18 protein-coding genes are annotated in these 26,538 nt (G+C 40.2%); 6 read left to right on the top strand and 12 right to left on the bottom strand.

Annotation, left to right across the window (positions count from 1 at the left end):
- Positions 1 to 36 precede the first annotated feature (36 nt).
- The 3 genes from G5S32_RS04440 to adhE form a co-directional block, all read right to left on the bottom strand.
- The gene (locus G5S32_RS04440) at positions 37 to 498 is read right to left on the bottom strand and encodes a MetQ/NlpA family ABC transporter substrate-binding protein (protein WP_165310727.1); all 462 of its coding nucleotides are present in this window, start codon (positions 496 to 498) and stop codon (positions 37 to 39) included.
- Between the two features lie 59 nt (positions 499 to 557).
- On the bottom strand, positions 558 to 2,555 hold the full coding sequence (locus tag G5S32_RS04435; RefSeq protein ID WP_165310725.1) for a pectate lyase family protein: 1,998 nt from the start codon (positions 2,553 to 2,555) through the stop codon (positions 558 to 560).
- Between the two features lie 517 nt (positions 2,556 to 3,072).
- Positions 3,073 to 5,760 (bottom strand): bifunctional acetaldehyde-CoA/alcohol dehydrogenase, encoded by a 2,688-nt coding sequence (gene adhE / locus G5S32_RS04430; protein ID WP_165310723.1) that lies wholly within the window; start codon positions 5,758 to 5,760, stop codon positions 3,073 to 3,075.
- A gap of 633 nt (positions 5,761 to 6,393) precedes the next feature.
- Here adhE and G5S32_RS04425 point away from each other — a divergent pair.
- Together G5S32_RS04425 and G5S32_RS04420 are read left to right on the top strand one after the other, a co-directional pair.
- Positions 6,394 to 7,029 (top strand): YchE family NAAT transporter, encoded by a 636-nt coding sequence (locus G5S32_RS04425; RefSeq protein ID WP_165310721.1) that lies wholly within the window; start codon positions 6,394 to 6,396, stop codon positions 7,027 to 7,029.
- A 51-nt stretch (positions 7,030 to 7,080) separates the two neighbouring features.
- The gene (locus G5S32_RS04420) at positions 7,081 to 7,941 is read left to right on the top strand and encodes an ion transporter (protein ID WP_165310719.1); all 861 of its coding nucleotides are present in this window, start codon (positions 7,081 to 7,083) and stop codon (positions 7,939 to 7,941) included.
- Between the two features lie 85 nt (positions 7,942 to 8,026).
- Here the strand turns inward: G5S32_RS04420 and G5S32_RS04415 are convergent, their stop codons facing one another.
- Positions 8,027 to 9,547 (bottom strand): diguanylate cyclase domain-containing protein, encoded by a 1,521-nt coding sequence (locus tag G5S32_RS04415; protein WP_165310717.1) that lies wholly within the window; start codon positions 9,545 to 9,547, stop codon positions 8,027 to 8,029.
- Positions 9,548 to 10,137: 590 nt separating this feature from the next.
- Between G5S32_RS04415 and G5S32_RS04410 the strand changes: the two genes are divergently transcribed.
- The 4 genes from G5S32_RS04410 (at position 10,138) to G5S32_RS04395 (ending at position 14,113) form a co-directional block, all read left to right on the top strand.
- Complete coding sequence (locus G5S32_RS04410) at positions 10,138 to 10,404, top strand: hypothetical protein (protein ID WP_165309910.1); 267 nt, start codon at positions 10,138 to 10,140, stop codon at positions 10,402 to 10,404.
- 77 nt (positions 10,405 to 10,481) lie between these two features.
- Positions 10,482 to 11,174, top strand: a complete 693-nt coding sequence (locus G5S32_RS04405) for a YjbF family lipoprotein (RefSeq protein WP_165310709.1) — start codon at positions 10,482 to 10,484, stop codon at positions 11,172 to 11,174.
- Positions 11,175 to 11,933: a capsule biosynthesis GfcC family protein gene (locus G5S32_RS04400; protein ID WP_165310708.1), complete on the top strand. Its 759-nt coding sequence runs from the start codon at positions 11,175 to 11,177 to the stop codon at positions 11,931 to 11,933.
- The gene (locus tag G5S32_RS04395; protein ID WP_165310706.1) at positions 11,930 to 14,113 is read left to right on the top strand and encodes a YjbH domain-containing protein; all 2,184 of its coding nucleotides are present in this window, start codon (positions 11,930 to 11,932) and stop codon (positions 14,111 to 14,113) included. The genes G5S32_RS04400 and G5S32_RS04395 overlap by 4 nt, the downstream gene beginning before the upstream one ends.
- A 559-nt stretch (positions 14,114 to 14,672) precedes the next feature.
- Here G5S32_RS04395 and G5S32_RS04390 read toward each other — a convergent pair.
- The 8 genes from G5S32_RS04390 to fadI form a co-directional block, all read right to left on the bottom strand.
- Positions 14,673 to 16,844: a polysaccharide biosynthesis tyrosine autokinase gene (locus G5S32_RS04390; RefSeq protein ID WP_165310704.1), complete on the bottom strand. Its 2,172-nt coding sequence runs from the start codon at positions 16,842 to 16,844 to the stop codon at positions 14,673 to 14,675.
- Positions 16,845 to 16,877: 33 nt separating this feature from the next.
- Positions 16,878 to 17,318, bottom strand: coding sequence for an arsenate reductase/protein-tyrosine-phosphatase family protein (locus G5S32_RS04385; protein WP_165310702.1), 441 nt, complete (start codon positions 17,316 to 17,318; stop codon positions 16,878 to 16,880).
- Between the two features lie 27 nt (positions 17,319 to 17,345).
- The gene (locus G5S32_RS04380; RefSeq protein ID WP_165310700.1) at positions 17,346 to 18,500 is read right to left on the bottom strand and encodes a polysaccharide export protein; all 1,155 of its coding nucleotides are present in this window, start codon (positions 18,498 to 18,500) and stop codon (positions 17,346 to 17,348) included.
- Positions 18,501 to 19,019: 519 nt separating this feature from the next.
- Entirely contained in the window at positions 19,020 to 20,135 is a 1,116-nt protein-coding gene (gene asd / locus G5S32_RS04375; RefSeq protein WP_165310698.1) for an aspartate-semialdehyde dehydrogenase, read from the bottom strand.
- Between the two features lie 551 nt (positions 20,136 to 20,686).
- Positions 20,687 to 21,946: an Hpt domain-containing protein gene (locus G5S32_RS04370; RefSeq protein WP_165310696.1), complete on the bottom strand. Its 1,260-nt coding sequence runs from the start codon at positions 21,944 to 21,946 to the stop codon at positions 20,687 to 20,689.
- Positions 21,947 to 22,031: 85 nt separating this feature from the next.
- Complete coding sequence (locus G5S32_RS04365) at positions 22,032 to 22,580, bottom strand: NAD(P)H nitroreductase (RefSeq protein ID WP_165310694.1); 549 nt, start codon at positions 22,578 to 22,580, stop codon at positions 22,032 to 22,034.
- Positions 22,581 to 22,725: 145 nt separating this feature from the next.
- Complete coding sequence (gene fadJ / locus G5S32_RS04360) at positions 22,726 to 24,849, bottom strand: fatty acid oxidation complex subunit alpha FadJ (RefSeq protein ID WP_165310692.1); 2,124 nt, start codon at positions 24,847 to 24,849, stop codon at positions 22,726 to 22,728.
- Positions 24,849 to 26,156 carry an acetyl-CoA C-acyltransferase FadI gene (gene fadI / locus G5S32_RS04355; RefSeq protein WP_165312706.1) on the bottom strand — a complete coding sequence of 436 codons (1,308 nt, stop codon included), beginning with the start codon at positions 26,154 to 26,156 and terminating at the stop codon, positions 24,849 to 24,851. Before fadI ends, fadJ begins: the two co-directional genes overlap by 1 nt.
- Positions 26,157 to 26,538: the final 382 nt, after the last annotated feature.

Below are 26,538 nucleotides of genomic sequence, written 5' to 3'. Positions count from 1 at the left end.
TCGAGCGTTTTTTACAACTATGTTAACAATGCTTTATTATGCATCTTCCTCAACTTCAACAAATAGTTTATTCGCAGGTATAGTGCTACTAATCACTGTCGGATCAACTACGAAAATAGCCACGTTTGTATCAGAAATCACCGTTGCAATCTGAGTTGGTTCATAAATCAAAATATCTAAATAATATGGATTACTAGTAATATTCTGTACTGACAACTCACCGCCGTTATCTTCCAACTGCAACAACCCTTGTTCTTCTAACATACGTAGAGCTCTGGTCGTTGTAGCCGACTCTTTCGGGATAAGAATACGCGCACATGAAGCCACTTCACTACTTGCGCTCAATTGCGAAGAATACGCCACTAACGAAGTACTGTTACCATTACTGTTGTTATCATCAATACTGGCATTACCGCTTTCATCATCACTACCACAACCAGTTAACAACAATGCAATTGATGCTAATGACAAAGATAAGATTTTATTCAACTTAAACATTCGAATGCTCTCCAAATTTGGGATCATTAGGCTCATTTTAATGAGCCTTAATAAAAAATTTATTCTTCTAAACCTGCATAACTTTCAAATTCGGCAACTGCTGGAGTATCTGTGGTGCTCGTAATATTTAAGTTAATTCGACACGTTTGTACTGGTTCAAATTCAATCGCTTCACCTAAGGAGGTGCCTGTCGCAAGTATCGCTGAAGTGTTGTTGTCAACTAGCTCCCAGCCATTAACATATCCTTCCTTGCCTAGGTATTCATATACCGTAATTGCACCGACAGTCGTCAATTTAGACCATTTGACAGATAAACTTATATTTTCATCGGTTGAGCTAGGAGACCAATAAGTTTCATAATCTTCATCGATACTATCATTTGCACTACCGGCGCCAGTTGTTGACACTTCAACTAGTGCATCACTTCTTAACGAAAGGTTGTCACTATCTGAACCTGAAGATGAATCTGAATCACTTTCTAAAGTAGTGTATGTTTGAAGTTCAGCGACGGTAGGAGTACCTGTAAATCCGGTAACTACAAGAGCAATCTGAGTCAAAGCTACTTCTTCAAAAACAATTGGCTCTAATAAAGCATTTGCATCACCGCTTGCAAGTACATCACCTGTTTTACGGTTAATCAGATTCCAAGAAGTTATATTACCTTCGAATCCTTCAGCTTCCTTAACAATTGCCGCAGTTAGAGTTACGTTACTTCCCCATTTAACCCAAACACTAGGTGCAGTATCAGTCTCTAAATTCGGATACCAATACGTACTTATATTGTCATCCTTTACATTACTACTGCTAGCGCCTGACCCCTTACTAGTACTGTCAGCACCAGCACCGGTGATCAAAGATTGGTTTACACCTACAGAAGAACTATCTTCTGAGCTACTGCCACCATCAATTGGTGTACCTGGATCTAAATCAATAGTGTCATCACCAGCGGTTGTACTTCCACAAGAACTATCTGTTGGAAAAGACATATTTTTGCCAACACCAGCATGAGCCAAAACTACATCTGCAACACATGATGCATCGTGTAACTCATACAAATATGGAATATTGATTATGGTTGTTGATACAGGGTCAGGACCTGCTGGATGAGAGGCGCTTCCTCCTGATTGAGTACTAGCAACCCATGTGACATTTTCGAATATATTCCCTGATACATCCCAGTACCCCATAACATCATCATAAAAAGTACCAATAGGGTTCTGTGCATCTTTAAAGTGGTTATTTTCCGCTTTTATTTGACCACCAAGTCGAGGGTTCATACCACTACTAGTGATTCCATCATAGTAATTATTAAACGCATGAGCCGTACCAAAACGTAATAGCGGTAGACGTGAATTCATATTAGCGTAATGGTTATGGTGGAAAGTTATATACGTATTTTCTGTATCACTCGTACCGGAACCTATTAAACCGCCACGGTCGGAATCATGTAGATAGCTATAAGAAACCGTGACAAATTTAGTATCCGCTTTCATATCAATTAGCGAGTCATAACCGTCTTTTTCACCACCAGAAGCTTCTAATTCCATATGGTCAATCCAAACATTGCTCACGCCGGATTCCATACCAATAGCATCCCCACCATTAGAAATCGGTGAACCTGATTTTTTAACGTTACGGACATGGATATTGCGGATAATAATGTTTGATGTATCACGTAGGTGAATACCAATTTCATCAAAAATAGCGCCATCTTCTGTACCGATAATTGAAATATTACTCACGCCCTTAATTTCAATTTCACTATCCGTTGTATTACAGTTACCAGTTACCTTCGTTGTATTATCGTGATTGATCGTACCCGTAACATAAATAATGATTGGAGTATCTTTTGCCGCTCGATTACACATAGCCTCATTAATTTGAGTACCAGTCGTAGCGTAAACAACTTCACCACCTTCACCACCAGTTGTACCACCATTTAATGTGGCATAACCCACTAAACCGTCGTTCTGTGCAGCAAACACAGAATAGTTAAACAGCAAGCCACCTACCGTGCAAGAGAGTAAAGTAAGCTTTGTTTTAAATGTTTTTTTCATATACAGCTTTCCTCTTAATTGTATTAACAGCTATATAACTAGTTAATTTATTTAAAAAGAAAATATCCATGGTAACTGTGACTGTAAACTTGAATAAACCAAAAGTGTGCTAGCTATCTGATTTGCAGTATCGTTTTTTTTGAAATTGCGTTTCTAGATCACAATTAAATTTGATAATGCAATAAAAACCATATAAACAGGGAATAAAAATACATAAACCACTTAAATAAAACACTAAAAGGCATATCATTAATAAATTAATTGTTTAACCAATTAACCATATTAATATCCACATATATAGACTATGAGTTATACACAATTTCTTTAAAAACAATATATTAAATTAAACAATCACGCCTTATACATATACAACCAGACTTACAGCACTAAGCAATTTTTTGTAGTAATAATAAAAAACCATCTATAACTTAAATTTATTCCATAAAGAAAAAGCCCCACATAAGTGGGGCCTTCCATTATAGATATAGTTATCGTGCTAGCGAAAAACTATCTCATATTACGCTTTAACTTTTTTATCTGCTTTAGGTGCTACCTGGTCTGCTTTCTTCTTGATTACAGTAGTACCTTCAAAAGTTTCACCTTCAACGAAAGCTTTACCATAGTAAGAAGAGACAAGTACTTCTTTCAGCTCAGTGATTAGTGGGTAACGTGGGTTTGCACCTGTACATTGGTCATCAAACGCATCTACCGCTAGTTCATCCACTTTCGCTAGGAAGTCAGCTTCGTTTACACCCGCAGCTTGGATAGACATTGGAATATCAAGATCTTTCTTAAGCTCATCCATCCACGCTAGTAGACGTTCAATCTTCTGAGCAGTACGGTCACCAGGTTGAACTAGACCCAAATGCTCTGCAACTTCTGCATAACGACGACGTGCTTGTGGACGGTCGTATTGAGAGAAAGCAGTTTGCTTAGTTGGGTTATCGTTCGCGTTGTAACGTACAACGTTAGAGATAAGCAGGGCGTTAGCAAGACCGTGTGGTAAGTGGAACTCAGCACCAATCTTGTGAGCCATTGAGTGACATACACCCAAGAATGCGTTCGCAAATGCTACACCAGCGATAGTTGCTGCGTTGTGTACTTTTTCACGAGCGATTGGGTCGTTTGCACCATTCTTGTAGCTTGATGGTAGGTACTCTTTTAGCATCTTAAGTGCTTGAAGAGCTTGACCATCAGAGTATTCGTTCGCAAGAACAGATACGTATGCTTCAAGAGCGTGAGTCACTGCATCGTAACCACCAAACGCTGTTAGAGACTTAGGCATGTTCATAACAAGGTTCGCATCAACGATAGCCATGTTAGGAGTTAGTTCGTAGTCAGCTAGTGGGTATTTAGCGCCAGTCTTGTCGTCAGTAACAACCGCGAATGGAGTAACTTCTGAACCAGTACCTGAAGTAGTAGTAATACATACCAACTCAGCTTTTTGACCCATTTTAGGGAACTTATAGATACGTTTACGGATGTCCATAAAGCGCATAGCTAGTTCTTCAAAGTGAGTTTCTGGGTGCTCGTACATTACCCACATGATCTTCGCAGCATCCATTGGTGAACCACCACCTAGAGCTAGAATCACGTCTGGTTGGTAGCTAGCCATTTGTGCAGCACCTTTCTCTACAACAGATAGAGTTGGATCCGCTTCTACGTCAAAGAATGTTTGAACTTCCATGCCTTGAGCTTTAAGAAGTTGAACTACTTCGTCAGCGTAACCGTTATTGAATAGGAAACGGTCAGTTACAAGGAATGCGCGTTTTTTACCTTCAAGGTCGCTAAGAGCGATTGGAAGGCTACCACGACGGAAGTAGATTGACTTAGGTAGTTTGTGCCACAACATGTTTTCAGCTCGCTTAGCAACAATTTTCTTGTTGATTAGGTGTTTTGGACCCACGTTTTCAGAGATAGAGTTACCACCCCATGAACCACAACCCAACGTTAAAGAAGGTGCAACGTTGAAGTTGTAAAGGTCACCGATACCACCGTGAGTAGTCGGAATGTTGATTAGGATACGTGCAGTCTTCATTTTGTCACCGAAGTAACGAATACGATCTGCGTTTACGTCTTGGTTAGTGTAAAGACCAGACGTGTGACCGATACCACCGATTTCAACCATTGTTACTGCTTGTGCAACAGCGTCTTCAAAGCTATCTGCTTTAAACATACCTAGACATGGAGATAGTTTCTCGTGTGCGAACTCGTCGTCGTAAGAAACTTTGCCCAAACCTTCACCGATAAGAACTTTAGTATCAGCTGGAACTTTAACACCAGCCATTTCTGCGATAGCTGCAGCAGGTTGACCAACGATTTTCGCGTTAAGCGCACCATCGATAAGAATTGTTTTACGTACTTTGTCAGCGTCAGCTTTGCTTAGTACGTGTGCTTTATGAGAAGCAAAACGCTCTTTAACTTCTTCGTAAACGTCTTTATGAACGATTACAGCCTGTTCAGAAGCACATACTACGCCGTTATCGAAAGTTTTAGACATCAGTACAGATGCTACTGCACGTTTGATGTCTGCTGTTTCGTCGATAACAACTGGAACGTTACCTGCACCTACACCGATTGCTGGTTTACCTGAAGAGTATGCTGCTTTAACCATGCCTGGACCACCAGTAGCAAGGATAAGTGCAATCCCTTCATGTTTCATAAGAGCGTTTGAAAGCTCTACAGATGGTTGGTCAATCCAACCGATGATGTCTTTTGGTGCGCCAGCTGCTACTGCTGCATCTAAAACTAGTTTAGCTGCATCGTTAGTTGAATTCTTAGCACGTGGGTGTGGTGAGAAGATGATACCGTTACGAGTCTTCAAAGAGATTAAAGATTTGAAGATTGCAGTTGAAGTTGGGTTAGTGGTTGGAACGATACCACAGATGATACCTACAGGCTCTGCGATCGTCATTGTGCCCATGCTGTCGTCTTCTTCCAGCACGCCACACGTTTTCTCATCTTTGTACTTGTTGTAGATGTACTCAGAAGCAAAGTGGTTCTTGATTACTTTATCTTCAACAATACCCATGCCAGATTCCGCTACCGCTTGTTGCGCTAGAGGGATACGAGCTTGGTTAGCGGCTAGAGAAGCTGCTCGGAAGATTTTGTCTACTTGCTCTTGAGAGTAAGTAGCAAACTCAGCTTGAGCCGCTTTAACGCGAGCTACTAGAGCATCTAGTTCAGCCAGATTAGTTACAGGCATAGTGGATCTCCTAAAATAAAAATATAAAAATATAAAAAACTCTTTATTAAGCATGTTGCATGTGTGTTTTTGGTACAACTTCAAAGGCTTAGTATCAACGAACTTAGTAAATTGCTTTCATGGCTGAGTATAATATTTCACTGCGTGAAAAAAATTGACTCAGATCAGTTCTGAAAAACTAATTATCCCTTTATAGGTAGAAACCTTGGGAGATACCATCTAACCAATTGTATTTATTAAATAATACTTACAAAAGCCAACTGATTAAAAATACCGCATTCGAACTAAAAAACTAAAAAAAATACAACATCGTGTAAAAAAGTTTCATTTTCGTACAACATTACTACATGTAGACAAGTTTTCATGTGCTACTCATAGTATATCCATTTCACTTTTACTCTCCAGTAGATGAGCATTTTTTTATCAAACATATGGAAATGTTAATAAAACCCATCAACCAGCTCATTTATAAACACATATTTGAAACAACTAATTTTCAATTATCGACCATAATTAGTTTTTCTCACGTATAAGCGTGAGAAAACAGCAAATTTTTTCATTCGTGATTTTGCTATCTTTACCTTAGATTACGCGCAATCCATTTCAATCCTATGAAAAATAAGAGAACCTGACATGTCGTTCGAAATCGCTATTTTTCTCCAGTTCTTTCTGGGGTTAGTTGCTGCAGTTAACCCTGTAGGGATCATGCCGGTGTTTGTTTCACTCACTGGACATATGACGCCGGAAGAAAAAAACAAGACCGCTGCTACAGCGAATATTGCTGTCGCTATCATTCTGATCACCGCGCTTTTAGGCGGGCAAATGCTGCTAGACATGTTCAGCATTTCTCTAGACTCATTCCGTGTGGCAGGTGGTTTACTGCTTATGAGCATCGCTTTTTCGATGATGAGTGGTAAGTTGGGTGAAGATAAGCAAAACAAACAAGAGAAATCAGAATACATAAGCCGCGAACAAATTGGCGTGGTTCCACTGGCAATGCCTCTTATGGCCGGCCCCGGTGCAATTAGCTCGACCATAGTATACGGCTCTCGTTACCCAGGGTTAATGGATACCACGGGTATTGTCGTAACTATCGCTTTCTTCGCGTTATGCTCATGGTTACTGTTCCGCTCAGCACCCTATATTGTGAAATTGCTAGGTCAAACAGGTATCAACGTGATCACTCGTATTATGGGGTTGATCCTTGGCGCTCTAGGCATCGAATTTATTACCAATGGCTTACGCAGCCTATTCCCTGGATTAGCGTAAACTCACGCATAAGGCTATGATAGAGCGATAAAAACACTAGGTCGCTCTATCATGTCTCTCTCAAATGAAAATTTAAAACATCAGCTTTATGTCATCATCTTTGGTACTCACACCAAAGCTGGAAAAATTTTCGACATCGCCCTAATCATCGCCATATTTACCTCATTGACGATTCTCGTATTAGGTTCAATACCTAGCATTAGTGCCCAATGGAGCAATGAGCTTAGGCTCATCGAATACGGTTTTACTGCACTGTTCACCATTGAATATCTCACCCGACTCTACTGCTCTCCAAAGCCTTCTGCTTACGCAAAAAGTTTTTATGGGGTCATCGATCTCGTAGCAATACTTCCAACCTATCTCGTTATCTTGTTCCCATCAGCATCGTTTATGGGTGTCATCCGAGCACTTCGAGTCATGCGTATTTTCCGTATCCTGAAGTTAGTTCGTTACCTTCAGGATTCGAATATGCTGCTTAGATCACTATTAGGCGCTCGTCGAAAAATCATCATTTTCTTCAGCACAGTAGCGATATTGGTGACGATTTTAGGCTCCTTTATCTATGTTATTGAAGGTCCAGAACACGGATTTACCAGTATTCCACAAAGCATCTATTGGGCGATAGTGACCATCACAACCGTTGGCTATGGCGATGTCGTACCGCAAACCACCTTAGGTAAAGGTGTAGCTGCGCTAACCATGCTTTTAGGTTATTCGATACTTGCTGTGCCTACGGGTATTATCACCGCAGAGCTTCATCAAGAGATGAACGCGCACAGAGCACTGGTTAAGTGCCCTAATTGCTCGCTATCAGGACACGAATCAGACGCTTTGTTTTGTAAGCATTGTGGAAGTGAACTGGCAGACCCAGACAAACGGGTAGTTCCAGTCGAATCGGAGAAAAAGAACTAGAACAGACGCTTCTACTATCAATTTTTAAGCGGGGAATGAGGTTAATCAATAACGGTGATTGGTTTATTACATTCACCGTTTTCTTTTAGGCGATGGCTAACTGCTCTCCAAAAATTTCATAACCACCCTCAGGATAGTTACGTTTCGCCAAATACATCATTTGGTCAGCTCTTTGGATTAAAGACTCTGCATCGAGCCCGTTATCAGGGTAAAAAGCAACACCGATACTCGGTGGAACGATAACGTTCTTATTTCGCATCCCTTCTAATACATGTGGTTCAGATAAGGTCTTAACAAACTTATTAGCAATGACAGAGGCATCTGCGCGAGACTTTAGCCCCTTTACTATTACTGCGAACTCGTCGCCACCAAGCCGATAAATGTTATCTGAACTACGAATAACACCTTTAAGTCGCTGACCTACATTTTTGATGACAAGATCGCCTGCAGCGTGACCATATTTATCGTTCACATTTTTAAACTTGTTTAAATCCATATAAAACAAGCCATAGTGATGCTCTGCGTCTTCCATTTGATCAAGCTGATTATGAAACGATCGTCGGTTCGGGATCTCTGCGAGCTGATCGGTGTTGGCATAGAGGTATAACTGAGAGTTGAGCTCTTTCTGCAGTGTAATATCTTGATAGGTGCCAGCAACCGCCAAAGGCTTACGAGTACTATATGCTCGCTTGATGATTCGGCCTCGGACTAAAATCCATACCCAATGACCGAGTCGATGCCTCACCCTAATCTCTGTTTGAAAGAAGCTCGCTTTTCCTTCCAATTTCGCCACCATATTTTGTTGAGCAATAATCCAGTCATCCGGATGACAAATAGGTTGCAAACTGGCTCTCTTAACTGGGAAATCAGCCCACCTTTCGTATCCCACCATCGCATAAGCGAAATCATTCAGAGTTAGACGGTCACTGCTTAAATCCCATTCCCATGTGCCGATGTTGGCAGCCCAAATCACATCAGAAAGACGTTTCTTCTCATCTTCTAGCTGTGCTTTGGTATTGCGCTGGTTTATCAGTAGTCTAAATAGAGCTGCCAACGCCAAAGCTAATACTATTGATAATGCTGTAAAAATTAGTAATTGGCGTTGATGAGTCGCTGTTAGCTGAGATGATTGCTCTTTTACCATATCATCAAGCCGATGTTGATAATGCCAAAGCCCCTCTTGAGCGGCTCGGTATCCTGAAATATCACGAATGATAGAATAGAGAACTGTACTACCTTGATAAACTAAAGGGATAGAAGACACTTCAACTGTTTTTAGATCACCACTTTTAGTCCGATGCTGAAAAATAAAATAGTTCCGCTTTTCCTTTTTGGCCAAACGCATCTCTGCATGAATAGCTTGCGGACTCAGAGTGTTAATATCTTGAATCTTCATCGACTCAAAGTCTGAAATAGAATAACCATAAAACTCTTCAGCAGCAGAATTTGCTTTTACTATGGTTCCGCTCTCAGGCTCGATCAAAAGCATCACCATCTTATGTTCTTCAAACGCTTTACTACCATTGAAAGCAGTTGCGTTTAAAGGAACAAAAAGAATTAGCAACACAAATAATATAATTTTTTTCACACGAACAATAAAAAGCATAAACCTAACTTAAGCCAAACAGTATGATTAGTTTATTCAAGAAAAACATATAAAAATCATTCATTAAAATTATTTAAAAGCAATTTACAATGTTAATAATTATATTTTTAAATAATATCAATAAAGCCATTAAATTACATAAGCATAAGCCCTTTCAAATGAAAGAATAAACCTACAAAACAATATAACCTTCTATTTAACACCTTATAAACCATATTTAAATATCGTTTACTAAAATAATAGAAATAAACTTAGCTACTTTTTTATTTCATTCACTTATTTGTACGACGCTACAGGACACTAACAGAAAGGCATGCTATTTAACCCATTGAAAAACCACCTTTATAATCAATGAGAGATCATCAAACACCACAGTATACAAAATACGCTTAGATCCTATAGGTGTCGTTGTAAAGTCCATAAGTGACCAATCAGCGTTGAAGTTTACCAAGATTAGAAGCACCTAATTATTTTAACTTTACAGCTCACACTAAGGTTTACTTCTTATATCGAACTGTTATAACCTTGCTAGGGCATATGTTCCTTTTATATGTATCGATATATTTAAAAAATTCTTCATGGAGAAGACGATGAAAAAGCAAATCATTGCATTAACTACAGCTCTAGTAATCAGCGGTGCAGCTAATGCTGCAGCAGTAGGTGCTGCTGGTGCTGCTGGTGCTCCTGCGAGTGGTGCGGCGGCTGCAGGTGTAGCTAGTGCTGGCGCAGCTGGTGTTGGCGGTATGAGTGCTACAGTAGTTCTTGGTTCTATGGCTGGGTTTGCTGTAGTTTCAGTTGGTGCTGTAGCTAACTCAAGCGAATCCACAGCAACAACAGTTACAGCTGCTGCTAACTAATTTAATTTGTTAATTAAAACAGCCGTTTCGACGGTTGTTTTTTTATAACTGATATAATTTCTATAAGAATAGGCATAATGCTTCTACAGCGAACCTTTATCACCGTTTTTACAGCTATTTCCGTTTTAACTGGTTGCAGTAACAACATCAAACAGGCAACAGACAGCGTCGTAGAATATTTTTCATTACCAAGCGATGTTGAGCTGTCTGATAAAGCTGACCAGATTCCTTACGCTAGCATTTTGGCCAAGTTGGATGATTTTCCTTCTTCTTTGTTAATTTTAGGTGCCATAGAAGAATCAACGGCCAACCAACCTTCATATCTAAAATGGATTTCATCTGATAAAGAAATGCTTGTTACGCAAAACGGGCGTTTAGTTAAAACCGTAAATTTAGCCCAAGGTAACTTATTGGCTATAAGTTCTACACAAACTGATCCGTTGTCAATTGGTTTACATCACGTGTCAACACCAAAGCAATGGGATTTTTTAATTAGTTGGCAACCTGGCTACCATATTAATTATCAAGCTCATTCGTCATTCGAGGCACGAGGCGAGCAACTAAAGTTGCTGCCAAATGGCCAAACGCTCTCATTACTTTATTTTGTTGAAACGATTACCATCCCAGCCTTAAGCAGCACTTACCACAACGAATATTGGCTATCTCCTACCAGTGGTGAAGTTATTTCAACAAAGCAACACATAGCTCCTAAACTACATACCTTGTCACTTTCGGTAGCTAAACCATTTGGTAGTCAGGAAGGGTTATAAATGAGTAGACACATTCTTTCAATTTGCCTAGCGATAAGTAGTCTAACATGCATCTCTTTACCAGCGGTCTCTGCAACTAAATTACAAGTATCAGTGCAAAACCACGAGCCAATGCTTTTGACTTTTGATAGTACAGTCCGCCTTGATACTGCCGTCACGGCAGTCTTAGATAAAGCATCAATCAATACGGTCAACGTAAACTGGATGAACAGTACCTTGTTCAACATGTCTCAAACGCTTGACGTCGAATCTCAAGTTTTCGATGCTCTCAGTGTAGAGCAAACTCACACCGACCCTATAATGGCAAGTTCATGGGGTAAATTGGCTCATCAGTTAAGCAGTATGCATTTCGCAAAACGGGTATTTATACCTGTTGATCCAGACATCACCGTTCTCACTGCAAGTCTAAACCCTCAAATAGAGGGTGAATGGCAATTACACCTACCCAGCACTCCTTCCGTTATTTACATATATGGAGCCATTAAAAATTCTGGGACTTTCCCTTGGGAAAGTAGAACAAGTACAAAAAGTTACATAGAACAGGCACTTCCTATCACTCCTTTTTTATCGGAAGTTACCGTTATACAACCTGATGGCAAAGTTGAAACTCATCAAATTGCTTACTGGAACGAAAATTTCAAAGATATAGCGCCAGGTGCCATTATCTACGTAGATATTCCTCGCGCTGATTCGGAGCATCTAAAAATAAATACCAATCACCAAGTGGTTGAGTTATTACGAAACCGTATTCCGCTATGAAAAAACCATGTTACCTGTTTCTTTTACCTTCACTGGTATTGACTCCATTATGTTTTTCAACAATCAGTAAGGCTGATGAATTTAGTTACCCAACGCTGAAGCACTCTCAAAGCGATTTTGGTGGCATCGGATTGCTGCAAATGCCTAGTGCAAGAATGGCACAAGAGGGAGAATTTCGTTTTGGCTTTGGTTATAACGATGATTACACGCATTACAACGCGTCCTTACAGCTGTTCCCTTGGTTACAGACCAATATTAGATATACGCAAGTTAACGCCCTTCTCTACAGCAGTGACGAAAGTTTTAGTGGTGATACTAAGTACACTGACAAATCTATTGATGCAAAATTGCGCTTATTACAAGAGAGCTATTGGTTACCTGAAGTGTCTGTTGGATTCCAAGACTTTGGTGGTACTGGTTTATTTGACAGTGAATATCTCGTAGCAAGCAAGAGTGTATCATCGTTTGATTTTACTCTTGGGCTAGCATGGGGTTATTTAGGGAATAGCGCTAATCTTAGTGGCGATAAGTCGGCATCTAATGACTGTAACCGTAATACGGGCTACAAAGGCAACGGTGGCTCATTTGATGTCAGCCGTATGTTTACAGGATGCGTATCTCTTTTTGGCGGCGTTGAGTATCAAACCCCCTACAAGCCACTCAGACTAAAGCTAGAGTACGATGGCAATGACTACCGTAGTGACTTCCCCGTAACAAGAGGGGGCGAGTCCATGCCGGTATCTACACCTTGGAATATTGGTGCAGTATATGCGCTCACTGACTGGGCTGATATTCGTATCAGTTATGAACGCGGTAATACTTTATACGCAGGCCTAACCATGGGGACAAATCTAAGCAACTTACGCCCTATATGGATAGATACACCAGCGCCAACCTACCAACAAACTAACAACAAAGATGACTTATCTGATAAAGAATGGCACCAGTTAACAAAAGATTTGTCCGAAGTTGCCGGCTATTCTGATATCACCGTTTACCAGAATAATCAGGTAATCACCGTTGTCGGTGAACAAACAAAATATCGAGAGAGAAACGAAGGAAATTTAAGGGCTGCGACTCTTATCGCTAACACGGGACTTCAATCACAAGAGTATCGTTTTATTGAAGCCAAGAAGTACCAACCGCTAACAGAAACACTCATTAATGCAGAAGATTTCCAAAAAGTTGCTAATCACGAATACCCTAACGCTTCGATCAAAGATGTTGTAAGCGTAGGGAATCCTCGTCCACTAGTAGGCAAACAAAGAGTCGATGCAAGATCTCGCCTAAAATACGGTATCGCACCTTCATTGCAACAATCGATTGGTGGCTCTGAAGATTTCTATTTATATGCGATTGGGATTTCAGGAAACATTAGCTACCAGGCTGGCGATAATTGGATCCTATCTAGTAGCCTATATTTAAATTTGGATGACAACTACGATAAATTTAAATATACAGTACCACCTGATGGCACAGACTTAAAACGTGTTAGAACTCTATCCCGTCAGTATTATGATCAAGTCGCACGTATAAGTAATCTGCAACTGACTTACTTTGATAAATTTAGTAGCAATTTGTATACGCAGTTTTATGGTGGTTATTTAGAAACTATGTTTGCCGGGGCCGGCTCAGAATTATTATATCGCCCACTTAATTCTCGATGGGCAATCGGTATTGATGCCAATTACGTCAAACAACGCGATCCAGATACAGTTCTTGGTTTATATAAAGATGAACGACACTACGATAGCGAAACAGACCGCTACTATAGTATTCAAGACGGAACCGTTACTGGGCATGCCACTTTGTATTGGCAACCTCAGTTATGGGATAAGTTTGACAACACTCTGTTAAAGCTAAGTGCAGGTCGTTATCTTACCGATGACATAGGCATGACTATAGATGTATCGAAACAATTCTCAAGTGGTGTAATTGCCGGTGCCTTTGCTACAAAAACAAATCTGTCTGCAGAGGAATATGGCGAAGGAAGCTTTACTAAAGGATTCTATGTTTCAATTCCTTTGGATCTGATGACCATACGTCCAAGTCAAGAAAGAGCAACTATTTCATGGCTACCAATACAAAGAGACGGCGGACAAATGCTAAGTCGTAAATACAGCCTATACGACATGACTGATGCACGCTCTCCATGGTTTACGCGTGAGATAGCACATTAGACTAACACACTGCTGACTATAATTAGCCCTACTTTGACAAATACGAATCCCGACTAAAAGTCGGGATTTTTATTTGCAAATAATTTAATACCATTCTGGAAAGCTTCCTGAACAGTGAATGGGCGTCGATAAGCAAACCCTCTGAGCCATGGATGATTCAGCGGTATCTATTCGTCCATAAATCCACACCGCACCTCGGTTCGAAAGGTTCGCTTATCAGTGTTCAATCACTGTTCTATGAATTTTATAGATTAGTATTCATTTGGGACATAGCTGTAATAATGAATCGTAGAAATAAGACATTTCTTATCTCCATGAATATTTCAGAAACTAATATATTCCGAAAATTGCTTATTATTCAATCCGAATACGTATACCTTAACGCGATATATCTTAGTTATACCATTCTGGATAAAATATAAACAACACAAACATTGATATTACAGTGATTAGTATTTCAGGTTGGCATTAATATATGAAAGTTCTATTCATTTCTGAACGCTAAAGAAAAAAAATGCCAGTCATATTACTGACTGGCATTAACTGATTAGATTAATGATTACTTTTTATCGTCGCTTTTATAAGCGTAGTTATAATAGCCGTAGCCATAACCATAGCTGGATGAAGCTTTCTTCTCTGTAGCGTTAAATATAACGCCTTTAACATCAATACCGGCTTGTTCAAAACGCTTGCTAGCTACGTCAATTTCTTTAATAGTGTTAACACCAAAGCGTGCAACCATTAATGTTGTTCCAGCAAAGGCACCAATAATACTTGGATCTGTTACGGCCAAAACTGGTGGTGTATCAATAATCACTAAGTCGTAATTTTCAGATGCCCAATCGAGTAACTCTTTAAATCGCGCATGCATCAATAGTTCAGAAGGGTTTGGTGGAACTTGACCGCGTGTAATAATACTTAGGTTGTCAACAAAGGTACTTTTTGTCACCGCATCTTTGCTTAATTTACCACTTAGATAATCCGAAAGCCCTTGTTCATAAGACAAACCAAATGGCTGCTGTAAGTAACCTTTACGCATATCAGCATCAATCAATAACACCTTTTGTCCCGACTTAGCAATAACCGCTGAGAAGTTGGTCGAGATAAATGACTTACCAATACTTGGCGCAGGACCAGAAATCATCACAATGTTATTTTTTGCTTCCAACATTGCAAAGTGAAGACTAGTTCTTAAGCCACGCAATGCTTCGATAGATAATTCAGCTGGATTGGTTTCAGCAAGTAGGTAAGGCTCTGCTCGAGTTTTTCTAGAGCTCAGTTTTTTGATCCTTGCAATGGTTGCTTCTTGTTGTGCGGATTTAGGAATGCTCGCATATACAGATAGTCCAATTTGCTCAATTTCATCTGGATTTTCAACACCTCGATGAAAGGCAGCTTTAAGCAGAACCAGAGCAACGCTCATCATTCCGCCTAAAAGAGTAGCCAATACAACAATCAGTGCCTTTTTAGGTTTCACAGCAATAGAATGCGTTGCCGCACTATCCAAAATACGTACGTTACCCACTGTTCCAGCTTTAATAATGCTCAACTCTTGAACTTTATTTAACAGTTGAATGTAAATCTGTTGGTTCACTTCAACATCACGTGTCATGCGCAAGATTTCTCGTTGAGTTTTGGGTAACTTCTGAACTCTCTGCTCAATACGAGCTTTATCTTTTAGTAGCACTTCACGTTTATCTAGCAACGCAATATATGTGGGGTGATCTTTAGTAAAACGCTGGCTAATTTCACTTTCTTTAAAGGTCAGCTCGTTCAGTTGTGATTCTAACTGAACAAGTGATTGTAGCGTAGCTTTCGCCTCCAAGCTTAAGTCAATTGACTCACTTTGTTGACGGTAAGCATTTAATGTATCTTCTGATCTGTTTAACTCGGTTTTAATATCAGGCAGATGCTTTTGCAAAAACTCTAAGCTTTTTTCTGCTTCAGCAGAGTTACGCTTAACGTTTTGCAGGAAGTAATCTTGGCTAATATTGTCCAGAATAGCTTTAATCTGGCTTTGATTTTCGCCAGTAAAAGAAAGCTCAACAATACCAGTTTGCTTACCACGTTCACTGATCGACAGGTTATCTTTAAGCCAGTTGATTGCGTCTAATTCATTACGCTTAACAATCGAAAATTCGCTCTCTGGTTCTGCATCCATACCAGAAACAAAAATAGCATAATCACCCTGCTGAACAAGTTCGCCAACTTTCCCTTCTAGAATGACCTTATCATCTTGTCTTACTAGCTGATAGGAATCTTGGTTTATGACAATTATACGAAAATCAAACTGCTTGGCGCTTTCTGGAAGCTCAAAACGACTAACTTCGAGTAGGCTAACTTGACCACTTAATCTTGCAAGGCCTTTACCGATAATAGGCATGTAATCAGGAGTCACTACCGTTGTTAAATTGAACTTATCAACTGTACCGCCTAGGATCATGCGAGATCGGATAATTTCAATTTCGGTATTAGCAGTAGAATCGCTAGAAAACAATTCCCCCATATCACCACCAACCAGCGATGATATACCAGACCCTTTTTGCTCAATTTGTATAAGAGCATCAGCTTTATAAATTGGTGTTGATAGTAATGCAAACGCAATGCCCGCAATTGCAAACAAAAATGTAGTACCGACAATTAACCACTTTCCATCCCAGATCAGTGCGAAAAGTTTGCCTAAATCAATTTCGTCGTTACTAACATCAACTTTAGAATTCTGTGTTGTCATTATTGTTTTTTGGCCCGAAGGCTAAACCCTTAACTATAATTTACTTGCCCATTTTTGGGCAGCTTGTTCAATTAATTCATAAACATGGACAAAGGCTTCTTCACTTTGTCGATATGGATCTGGAATATCTCGTTGATTAATCCATTGACCAAACAACATTGTCTTACCGCGAGCTTCTGGAGCAATTTCACTTACCGCATTGATGTGACCCTTTTCCATTACTAGAATGAGATCATATTGGCTACAGAGTTCAGGTGTCAGTTGTCTTGCTTGGTGCATACTGATATCAACACCATGTTCAGCGGCAATCTTAATTGCTGTCGCGTCAGCGGATTTGCCCACTAAACCACTGTTCTTAGAAGCTATACCTGCCGAGTCAACCACTTTATTAGGTAAATGTTGCTTTAATATGTATTCACCTGTAGGTGAACGGCAAATGTTACCGACGCAAACTACTAATATTTTGGAAAACATAATCTATTCTCTGAATTCTATTTATTTCTAAGGCCAGTTTTTGACTCTTAGTGCACCTTCGGTTAGTTCATTGAAACCAGAAATGGTAGGCATCAATTGGAGAACTAGACGATTCCAGCGCCCGATAGGCGTTGTCGTTACATAAACAACATCGAATGGCTCAAGTTCAAACTCAGTTCCAACCACCAAAGCAGTAGCATCCTTAATATTCAGTTGATAAATATTGGCTAATACCGCTTCCTCTTCAGCATTAGGCTGAACATCATCTTTTGCACTGCGAATAACAAAAACACCAGTAGCATCAGCTGAATATTCGTTAATTCCGCCGACTTGGCTTAGCGCCTCGGTCAAACTCATACCGGTACGATCAATTTTTAGCATCTGAGGTTGCTTAACATCGCCCATGACAAACACTTTTTGCCCATCATTACGAGGAACATGGACAATGTCACCATCGTTGAGCAAACGGTTTTGAGTCAGGTCTCCTTTCTGAATTAATGCAAAAAGAGAAATCTGCTCTTCGGTACCATTGCGAGTTAAAGTTACACGTCTCCAATCCGCGTCAGAAGTAATACCACCAGCTCGGTTAACCGCATCTAATAATGTTAACGGAATATTTGAGATTACTTGTTGGCCAGGGTTACGGACTTCACCTGTTATATAAGATTTCTGAGATCGAAAAGCAGCCACATTTACATCAACTTGTGGTGATTCAATGTATTTTGTCAGCTTATTGGCAATCATTAGGCGAATTTCCGTTACGGTCTTACCTGCAACCTTTACTTCACCAATATATGGATAAAAGATAGTGCCGTCAGAATGAACCCAATTGCCCGATTCTGTTGAGCTACGATATGAACCCGCTGGTATAGTCAGCTCAGGGTGATCCCATACAGTAATGTTCAATACATCACCAGGACCAATATAGTATTCATACTCAGACACTTCCTTTTGTAACTCACTGTTAGCTTGCGTAGTAAAACTGAGCGATTTGTCTTTAATATTGCGCAAAACAGAAGGAGTGAGTGGATACACATTAACTTTTGAAGCAACCGTTTCTTGATCATCTGATTCTTCAACGGTGACATTCTTATCACCCGTTGGTAGATGAGATCCAGGGACAGTACAGCCTGTCAATAAAAGTGAAGTAATGGCAAATAACGAAATATAACTTTTTGACACGTTAATGTTCCTACTATTTCATTTTCGAATGAAACTTATACATAACGATTGTTCGGTGGGTTTCTAGAAACACCGACCAAATAATAACAATATCAGACAAACTGACCACCATAAGAGGTAGCACAATTGCCTACTCATAGCTTTTCATCCAATAGCTAATAGCATTGGACAATAATAGGTAATGAATAGTACTTATTATGATTCACCATGTAAATGTTCATTCAATTTATCTGGTAGCACTTATTTTGTCTCTACGTAAATAAATTGAATAGATGTCACTTAAATCTAAAGTTTCAATACACACACAACATGCAAATCAGTAAGTTAGTTCAAAAAACATTACTAATTTAGTAAAAATTGACGCCGATTGTAGCAATCATAATAGGCTTTATAAAGAAGCCATAACGGCTAAAACTGTAAGAAACGTCCTTAAACAGCTTTTTCACCAAATCGTATTCATAACTCAGTACACAAATGACACAAAAAAGCGCCCTTAGGCGCTTTAATTAATTGAGAATATTATTGTTTTTCAGAAAGAATAATACGCAGTGTACGACGTAACGGCTCAGCGGCACCCCAAAGTAATTGGTCACCAACTGTGAATGCGTTCAGGAAGTCATCGCCCATCGCCATCTTACGCAGACGACCAACAGGAATAGACATAGTACCCGTTACTTTAGCAGGTGAGAGTTCTTTAGCCGTGATATCACGCTCGTTTGGAATTACTTTTACCCACTCGTTGTGAGAAGCGATAATTTCCTCAATCTCATCCATAGGCACACTTTGTTTTAACTTGATAGTTAGCGCTTGAGAGTGACAACGCATTGCACCAATTCGAACACAAGTTCCATCAATTAACACCGGTGAGTCTTGAGTACCTAGAATCTTGTTAGCTTCTACGCCCGCTTTCCATTCTTCTTTACTTTGACCATTGTCACGCTTCACATCGATCCATGGGATCAAAGAACCCGCAAGCGGAACACCAAACTGATCCGTCGGGAATGATGCCGAGCGCATAGTCTCAGCAACTTTCTTATCGATATCAAGAATAGAGCTAGAAGGGTTTGCTAGTTCAGAACTTACTGAATCATTAATAACACCCATTTGAGAAATTAGTTCACGCATATTTTGCGCACCAGCACCAGATGCAGCTTGGTAAGTCATCGCGCTCGTCCATTCGACTAGACCTTTTTCAAATAGACCACCAAGACCCATTAACATCAAACTTACAGTACAGTTGCCACCAACAAATGTATTGGTACCAGCGTGAATACCGTGTTGAATTTGCTTCAAGTTCACAGGATCAAGCGTAATGATAGCATCTGAAGTCATACGTAGAGTTGATGCTGCATCGATCCAATAACCCTTCCAGCCAGCCTGACGGAGTGCAGGATATACCTTCTCGGTATAGCTACCACCTTGACACGTAATAATTGCGTCAAGTTTTTTAAGACTATCAATATCGAAAGCATCTTGAAGCATTCCTGCATCTTTACCTAAATTTGGCGCAGGAACACCAATTTGTGAGGTACTGTAGAATACGGGTTCAATTAGATTAAAATCACCTTCTTCAACCATACGCTGCATGAGTACCGAACCAACCATGCCACGCCAACCCACTAAACCTACTCTCATCGCACTAATTCTCCGTGTGTTCTTGATAAAAACAATCCACCATCTATAAGTGGTTCAGACAAAAATCTCAAGCGTTTCTTATAAAAATGATTGTATTGTTGATTTATGAAAAGAAGCACGACTAAGTCAGCCTCATTTTCAACATTAAATCTTATAAGTTGTTTAACTTAACATAAATTTTTGGCTTTAAAAGCCAAATTAGTAACAAAATATTCTTCATATTCAGATTATTTGTCGATTAAACTTTTAATTAGATTAAAAAACGTCACTAATTACAAATCATTGGTTACGAACAAGTTTAAAAACAAATCAAAAAAACATACTTAAAATCAATAAATTAAAATAACAACAATACCATCAATGGTTAAATGTGCTTCACAAACAATTGCAGGGAGATTAAGAAACTAAAATATTATCAGCGTTGAGATAAATATCTCTATAAACAACAAATAAACATAACGCTAGTTACCTAAAATCAGCAAAATCTTACACAGAAGAAGTAAAAGAAACCCTCATTAAGCAAACTAAGTGCAACAAACTAAAATGAATCCTCAAAAAGAGGCCTTATCCAACCAGAACTGAGCACTTTTAACGGTTTCATCGAGACATTTCTCCAAATTTGTAATTTCCGCGTCTGTGGGGACTTGTTCTTTCTTCAACTTAGCTTCAATTTCTATTGCTATGATTTTTAACTCATTTGCACCGATCGTTCCTGCTACACCTTTTAAGCTATGCGCAGTTCTCATGGCGGCACCCAAATCGGAACTCAGTTGCTCCATCAGTTTTTCACAATCTTTATTGTGATCTTCAATAAACACACGCAGCAACATTTTTACCGATTCTTTATCGTCATTAAGTGAACTTAACATTTGCGGGATATCTATCTTAGATTCAACGGGTAACTTAGCTATGGGTAAATGATCGCTACCAACCATAACCTCGCTTCTCACTTTTTTTTGCGTTGAAATTTGGTCAGTGATGGCTTCTTGTTCTTCCTCAATATCAAGAGATTGAAGCATTCGCCTACAACGACTTTGGTCAATCAGCGTAGCACTAACCACACAAACAAATAACGCTCCCCCCAAAATAAACATCAACAGATTTATTAAACCAAACAGTTCATAATACTTATGTTCTAGTGTGTGTAGCTCATGATAAATTTCATGCTGTAACAAGCGATCAACTAAGTTTCCGCTTTCTGCGTATTGGTTCAATAGCTTGGCAACTTTAGCTAAAGTTAGTTGCAAATGCTGTCTATCATCCAAGGAGATTGATTGCGAAGCTACCATGATTCGATCTAACGAGCGGTAAACTTCGGGACTTTGCTCTCCTTCTGTAAATAAAGACTCAAACAGATATGCCCCTAACTCTATGTAATAGCGTCTGATTTCTGGTTTATTTTCATACTCAGCGCGAAAAGATCTCAGTTGCTCAACCATATTCAAAATATCTAAGTCTTTACTTAAAAACAGTTGACTCTTTTCAATAAACTTATCAATCACATAGATTAGGTGTGTCACATCTGGCTGAAGCCAAGAATCTCTATAATCAGCCTCTAATTGCACTCGTAACGAATATATAAGCTGAAGATTAAGAGACATATCGTTCGCATGAGTGACTCGATAGGGGGATTTAAAGTGAAGTGAATTATGAAAAGACATTATATTGTTGCCCAGCTCAACCACATTGCCACTCATTTTGGAGGTCTCTCTGTATTGGGAAAAAATGGCTAGCAGGAAGAGCAACCAAACCATGCCAATTACAGCCAATGCTTTATAGATGAGCCGACCACCCTGATACCCTAAAGCCATTCCTTACCCTCTAATCCAAAAGAGACTTAATGTCGAATGTGTTTTTCTTACGCCTTTAATCGAGCCTAACCAATACTTTAAGACCTTATAAAAACTCAACAAACTTGTTCAGTTCACGCTCTGGCACTTTCATTGTTGTCCCTTCTGGAGTACCAAGATAAAGGAAGCCTACCACTTGATCGTCACCTTCTAAGCCAAAAGCATTTCTCACTTCGGAATGGAACATCAAGTTACCTGAACGCCAAATACCCTGAAAACCTTGAGCTACGGCTGCCATCTGCATTGCCTGCACTGCGCAGCCCGCAGATAAATGCTGTTCAAATGCTGGCACTTTTTCATGAGGAGTCACTCTAGCGATAATTGTGATCACCATAGGTGCCCTGAAAGGAGCGCTTTTCATCTTAGCAACAGAGGCTTCGTCGTTATTATCAGCAATAGCAGCCTTAACCAAAATGTCAGACAATTTATGAAGACCACTACCCTGGGCAATAACGAAGCGCCAAGGTGTTAAATTAGCGTGATCCGGTGCGCGTAAACCTGCACGAATGATGTTTTCCAAAGCTTTACCTTCTGGAGCAGGAGCTTCCAGTTTAGCCATAGAGCGACGATTTAGTAGCAGTTCGAGAGCATCCATGATAAGTCCTTCTTAAGTGCTTAATTTGTTAGAGATATGAGCCTAAACCAATCCTAGCATAGTTATTTTTATTCTCATCAATGCAAAAAGTGAGGTTCTCACCTCACTTTTCATTTTTGCTTGACTGATAGTGTTTTCAAACAACTTATGGATAAAAAGTTTCACCCATTCCCGCTCGAGTTAACAAACCGTCACAAGGTGCAAACCTGTCACCATATTTTTCTACATGTTGGTTCATCATCTCCACCAACTTAGGAAGACCAATATGATCCATGTAGCGGAAAGGACCACCTAAAAATGGCGGAAAGCCGATACCGAATATCGCTCCAATATCACCATCTCTTGAATTATGGATGATACCCTCATCCAAACATCGTACAGCTTCATTGAGCATTGGCAACAAGCAGCGTAATGAAATGTCGCTTTCACTAAGATGAGATTCAGGTTTTATATTCAGCAGTTTATACACTGATTTATCGACTTCTTTATTCTTGCTGCCTTTATAAACATAGAAGCCTTTTCCAGACTTACGACCTTTTCTATTGTCGTTAAGTAACTTATCGAAAACATCAGGACCTTGGAAACGAGGGCCAAGCTCTTTAACCAATATCGGCATAATTTTGGCGCCAATGTCGATACCGACTTCATCCAATAGCGTAATCGGTCCAACAGGAAACCCCGCATTTAAGAGAGCAGTATCAATCTCTTCTATCGGCACGCCAGCCATAAGAACTTGTGCCGATTCATTCATATACGGAGCTAGAATACGGTTAACGTAAAAACCAGCTTTATCTTTGACAACAATTGGCGTTTTACCTTGTTTACGAGCCAGAGACACCACAGTTGATATGGTTTCATCTGAAGTGGTCGCGTGCGGAATAACCTCAACCAATGGCATCTTTTCTACCGGGCTGAAGTAATGTAAACCCACCACATTTTCAGGGCGAGCCGCTCTTTCAGCGATCTGATGAATGGGTAATGATGACGTATTGGTAGCAAAAATCGTCGTTGGTTTAGCATGAGATTCAATGTCTGACACCATCGATTGCTTTAATGCTAAATCTTCAAATACTGCTTCAATAACAACGTCAGCTAGGTTAAACGTAGTAAAATCTGTACCACCAGACAGTTTCATCATTTCATGTTGAACCTGTGCACTAGTCAAAATGCGACGCTTACGCTGCTTCTCAAACAAGCCATAATTGTATTTCAGAGCATTGAGCACTCCGTCATTTGAGACATCTTTGATGCGTACTGGAACGTTAGCTTTTGATGCGCTGACATGACTGATACCTGCGCCCATCAAACCACCACCTAAAACACCCACTCGCTCGACTTTTCTCGGCTCTGCATCAGTGCCGTTTTCCTTTTTCATTTCTGTGGTTGCAAAAAAGATAGAACGTAACGCTTTAGATTCAGAAGTCATCACTAATTCGCCAAATCTTTCCGCTTCTAACTGAAGACCGGCTTTCATCCCTTTTTCTAAGCCATATTGAATGACTTCTAAAATTGCTTTTGCTGCTGGGTAATTGCCACGCGTTTTTTGCTCTGTCTTTTTAGATGCCTGTTGGAAAACAAACTTTCGCCCTAGCTGGGTTCGCGAAATAAGCATCTCTTTGGTAGTCAGTTTAGCTTTGCTACGTTTTTTATTTTTATCACTAACAAAGCGCTTTGCCACATCCAGTAGCACACTATTAGGTACGCAAGCATCAACGACACCCAGAGCCTTCGCTTTGGCTGCACGCAGCTGTTTACCAGTTAGAATTAAATCCAATGACGCTAATAAGCCAATCAATCGAGGTAGACGCTGAGTACCACCAGAGCCAGGAAGCAAACCGAGCATCACTTCCGGCAAACCTAAACGTGTTTTGTCATCATCACTACATACGCGGTAATCACATGCTAAGGCAAGCTCTAAACCGCCACCCAAACAAGGTCCATGAATAGCTGCTACAACTGGAAAAGGTAAGTCCGACAGTTGCTGGAACATCTGTTGTCCTTGGGTAGCCAACGCCTGTGCTTCTTTTGCAGAAGTACATGAATCTAACATTCGGACATCAGCACCTGCAATAAAGTTATCTGGCTTAAGGGAATGAATAATCAGCCCTTTCACTTGGCTTTTAGACTGAGTAAGTTCAACGAACACCTCTTGCATTTCTGAGGCAAATGCAGACTGCAGAGTATTCATTTTCTCCCCAGGCACGTCGATGGCGAGCCAAGCAATACTGTCGTCATCAATTTTTAGATGGAACGCTTTTGACTCACTCATTACTCAACCTCCAAAATCATTGCTGCACCCAATCCACCCGCTGCACATGCCGTATTCAACGCAAGACCACCACCTCTGCGTTTTAACTCTCGAAGTGTTTGAGTGATCATTCGTGCACCTGTCGCCGCAAATGGGTGTCCATAAGCAATAGAACCACCAAGTACATTAAATTTATCCATATCCACTTCACCAATAGCTTGGCTACGACCCAATACCTCTTGAGCAAACTTGTCGCTGGCAAACATCTTCAAATTCGCCAATGTTTGAGCAGCAAAGGCTTCATGCATATCTATCAAGGTCAAATCAGATAATGTAATACCCGCTCGATCTAGAGCGATTGGTGTCGCATGGGATGGCCCCATCAGCATATCTTGTTGAACAGCAATTGCAGAAAAAGCATAGGAACGAATATATCCCATGATGTCTAGCCCCAATTCTTTAGCCTTGCCTTCTCGCATCAACATGATAGCAGCGGCACCATCCGTTAGAGGAGTACTGTTCGCAGCGGTTACAGAGCCATACTGACGGTCAAAAGCTGGACGCAGTTTTGCGTAACCTTCTAGCGTCGAATCATGACGAATGTTGTTATCCTGTTCGATCCACTTCTTATAAGGTTCTGGAAAGGCTGTCATAACCTCGCCATGAATTTTGCCATCATTCCAAGCAGCAGAAGCGAGAGTGTGTGAACGATGAGCTAATGCATCTTGATCAGTACGTGAAATTCCATGAGTTTTCGCCATTTGCTCGGCAGTTTGCCCCATAGAAAGCCCTGTAGAATATTCTGCAACGGCAGGAGGTACAGGCATAAGATCTTTCAAAGACAGAGACTTCAGAACTTTGAGTTTTTGACCGATTGTTTTTGTTTTGCTTAGAGCCAACAGACTTGCTGCCAATTTCCTTGAAACACCAATAGGTAAAACAGAAGAAGAATCGGCGCCACCAGCAATACCAATATCAATAGTGCCTGCCATAATACTTTCCGCGACGTTTACCGCAGATTGAAAGCTGGTTGCACAAGCTCGTGTCACACTGTAAGCGTCCGTATTAATGTTCATTCCCGTGCCGAGAACAATTTCCCGTGCGATATTCGGTGCTGCAGGCATTTGAACGACTTGTCCAAACACGACCTGTTCAATCAATGTCGGTTCGATATTAGTGCGAGCGAGCAATTCACTGACCACCATTTTCCCGAGATCAACGGCTGGAACTTGGCTGAATTCAGTACTCTGGCGCGCAAAAGGGGTTCGAAGACCTGCAACAATAGCAACGCGTTCACCAGAACGCGTTTTGACTTCCTGTTTGCCCATTAACTGTTTACCCATTACTTTTCCTTAGAATAAGAGGTCTGACCTGACCATTGTAACGAGAATGTTAATACAATCAAACATGCGTTTGGAAAACGTGATATCGACATCGAAACAACTATTCAAGCTAAGCTTCTGCTACCTTTAAAACAGATTCTCACGCTTGGTTTGCAGCCAACTAGAAAGGATTGAAATAAAAACTTTCAAAAAGAGGAATTGAAAGCAAAAAAAAACCACACAAATCTGTGTGGTCGGAATATATAGTAAAACAATTAACTTACGCCAATTGAAAATAATCAGTTTCCTGATTAGGAGAAAGTAAAGTCAGCCTTCAAAAGGAAGTGTCATCTTGCTCAACATGCTAGTCACAAGGACTAACTAGATG

It is taken from the genome of Vibrio ziniensis (assembly GCF_011064285.1).
Classification (GTDB): Bacteria; Pseudomonadota; Gammaproteobacteria; order Enterobacterales; family Vibrionaceae; genus Vibrio; species Vibrio ziniensis.
The sequence above is the reverse complement of the archived record's forward strand: the minus strand, read 5'-3'. Positions and strand labels throughout refer to the sequence as shown.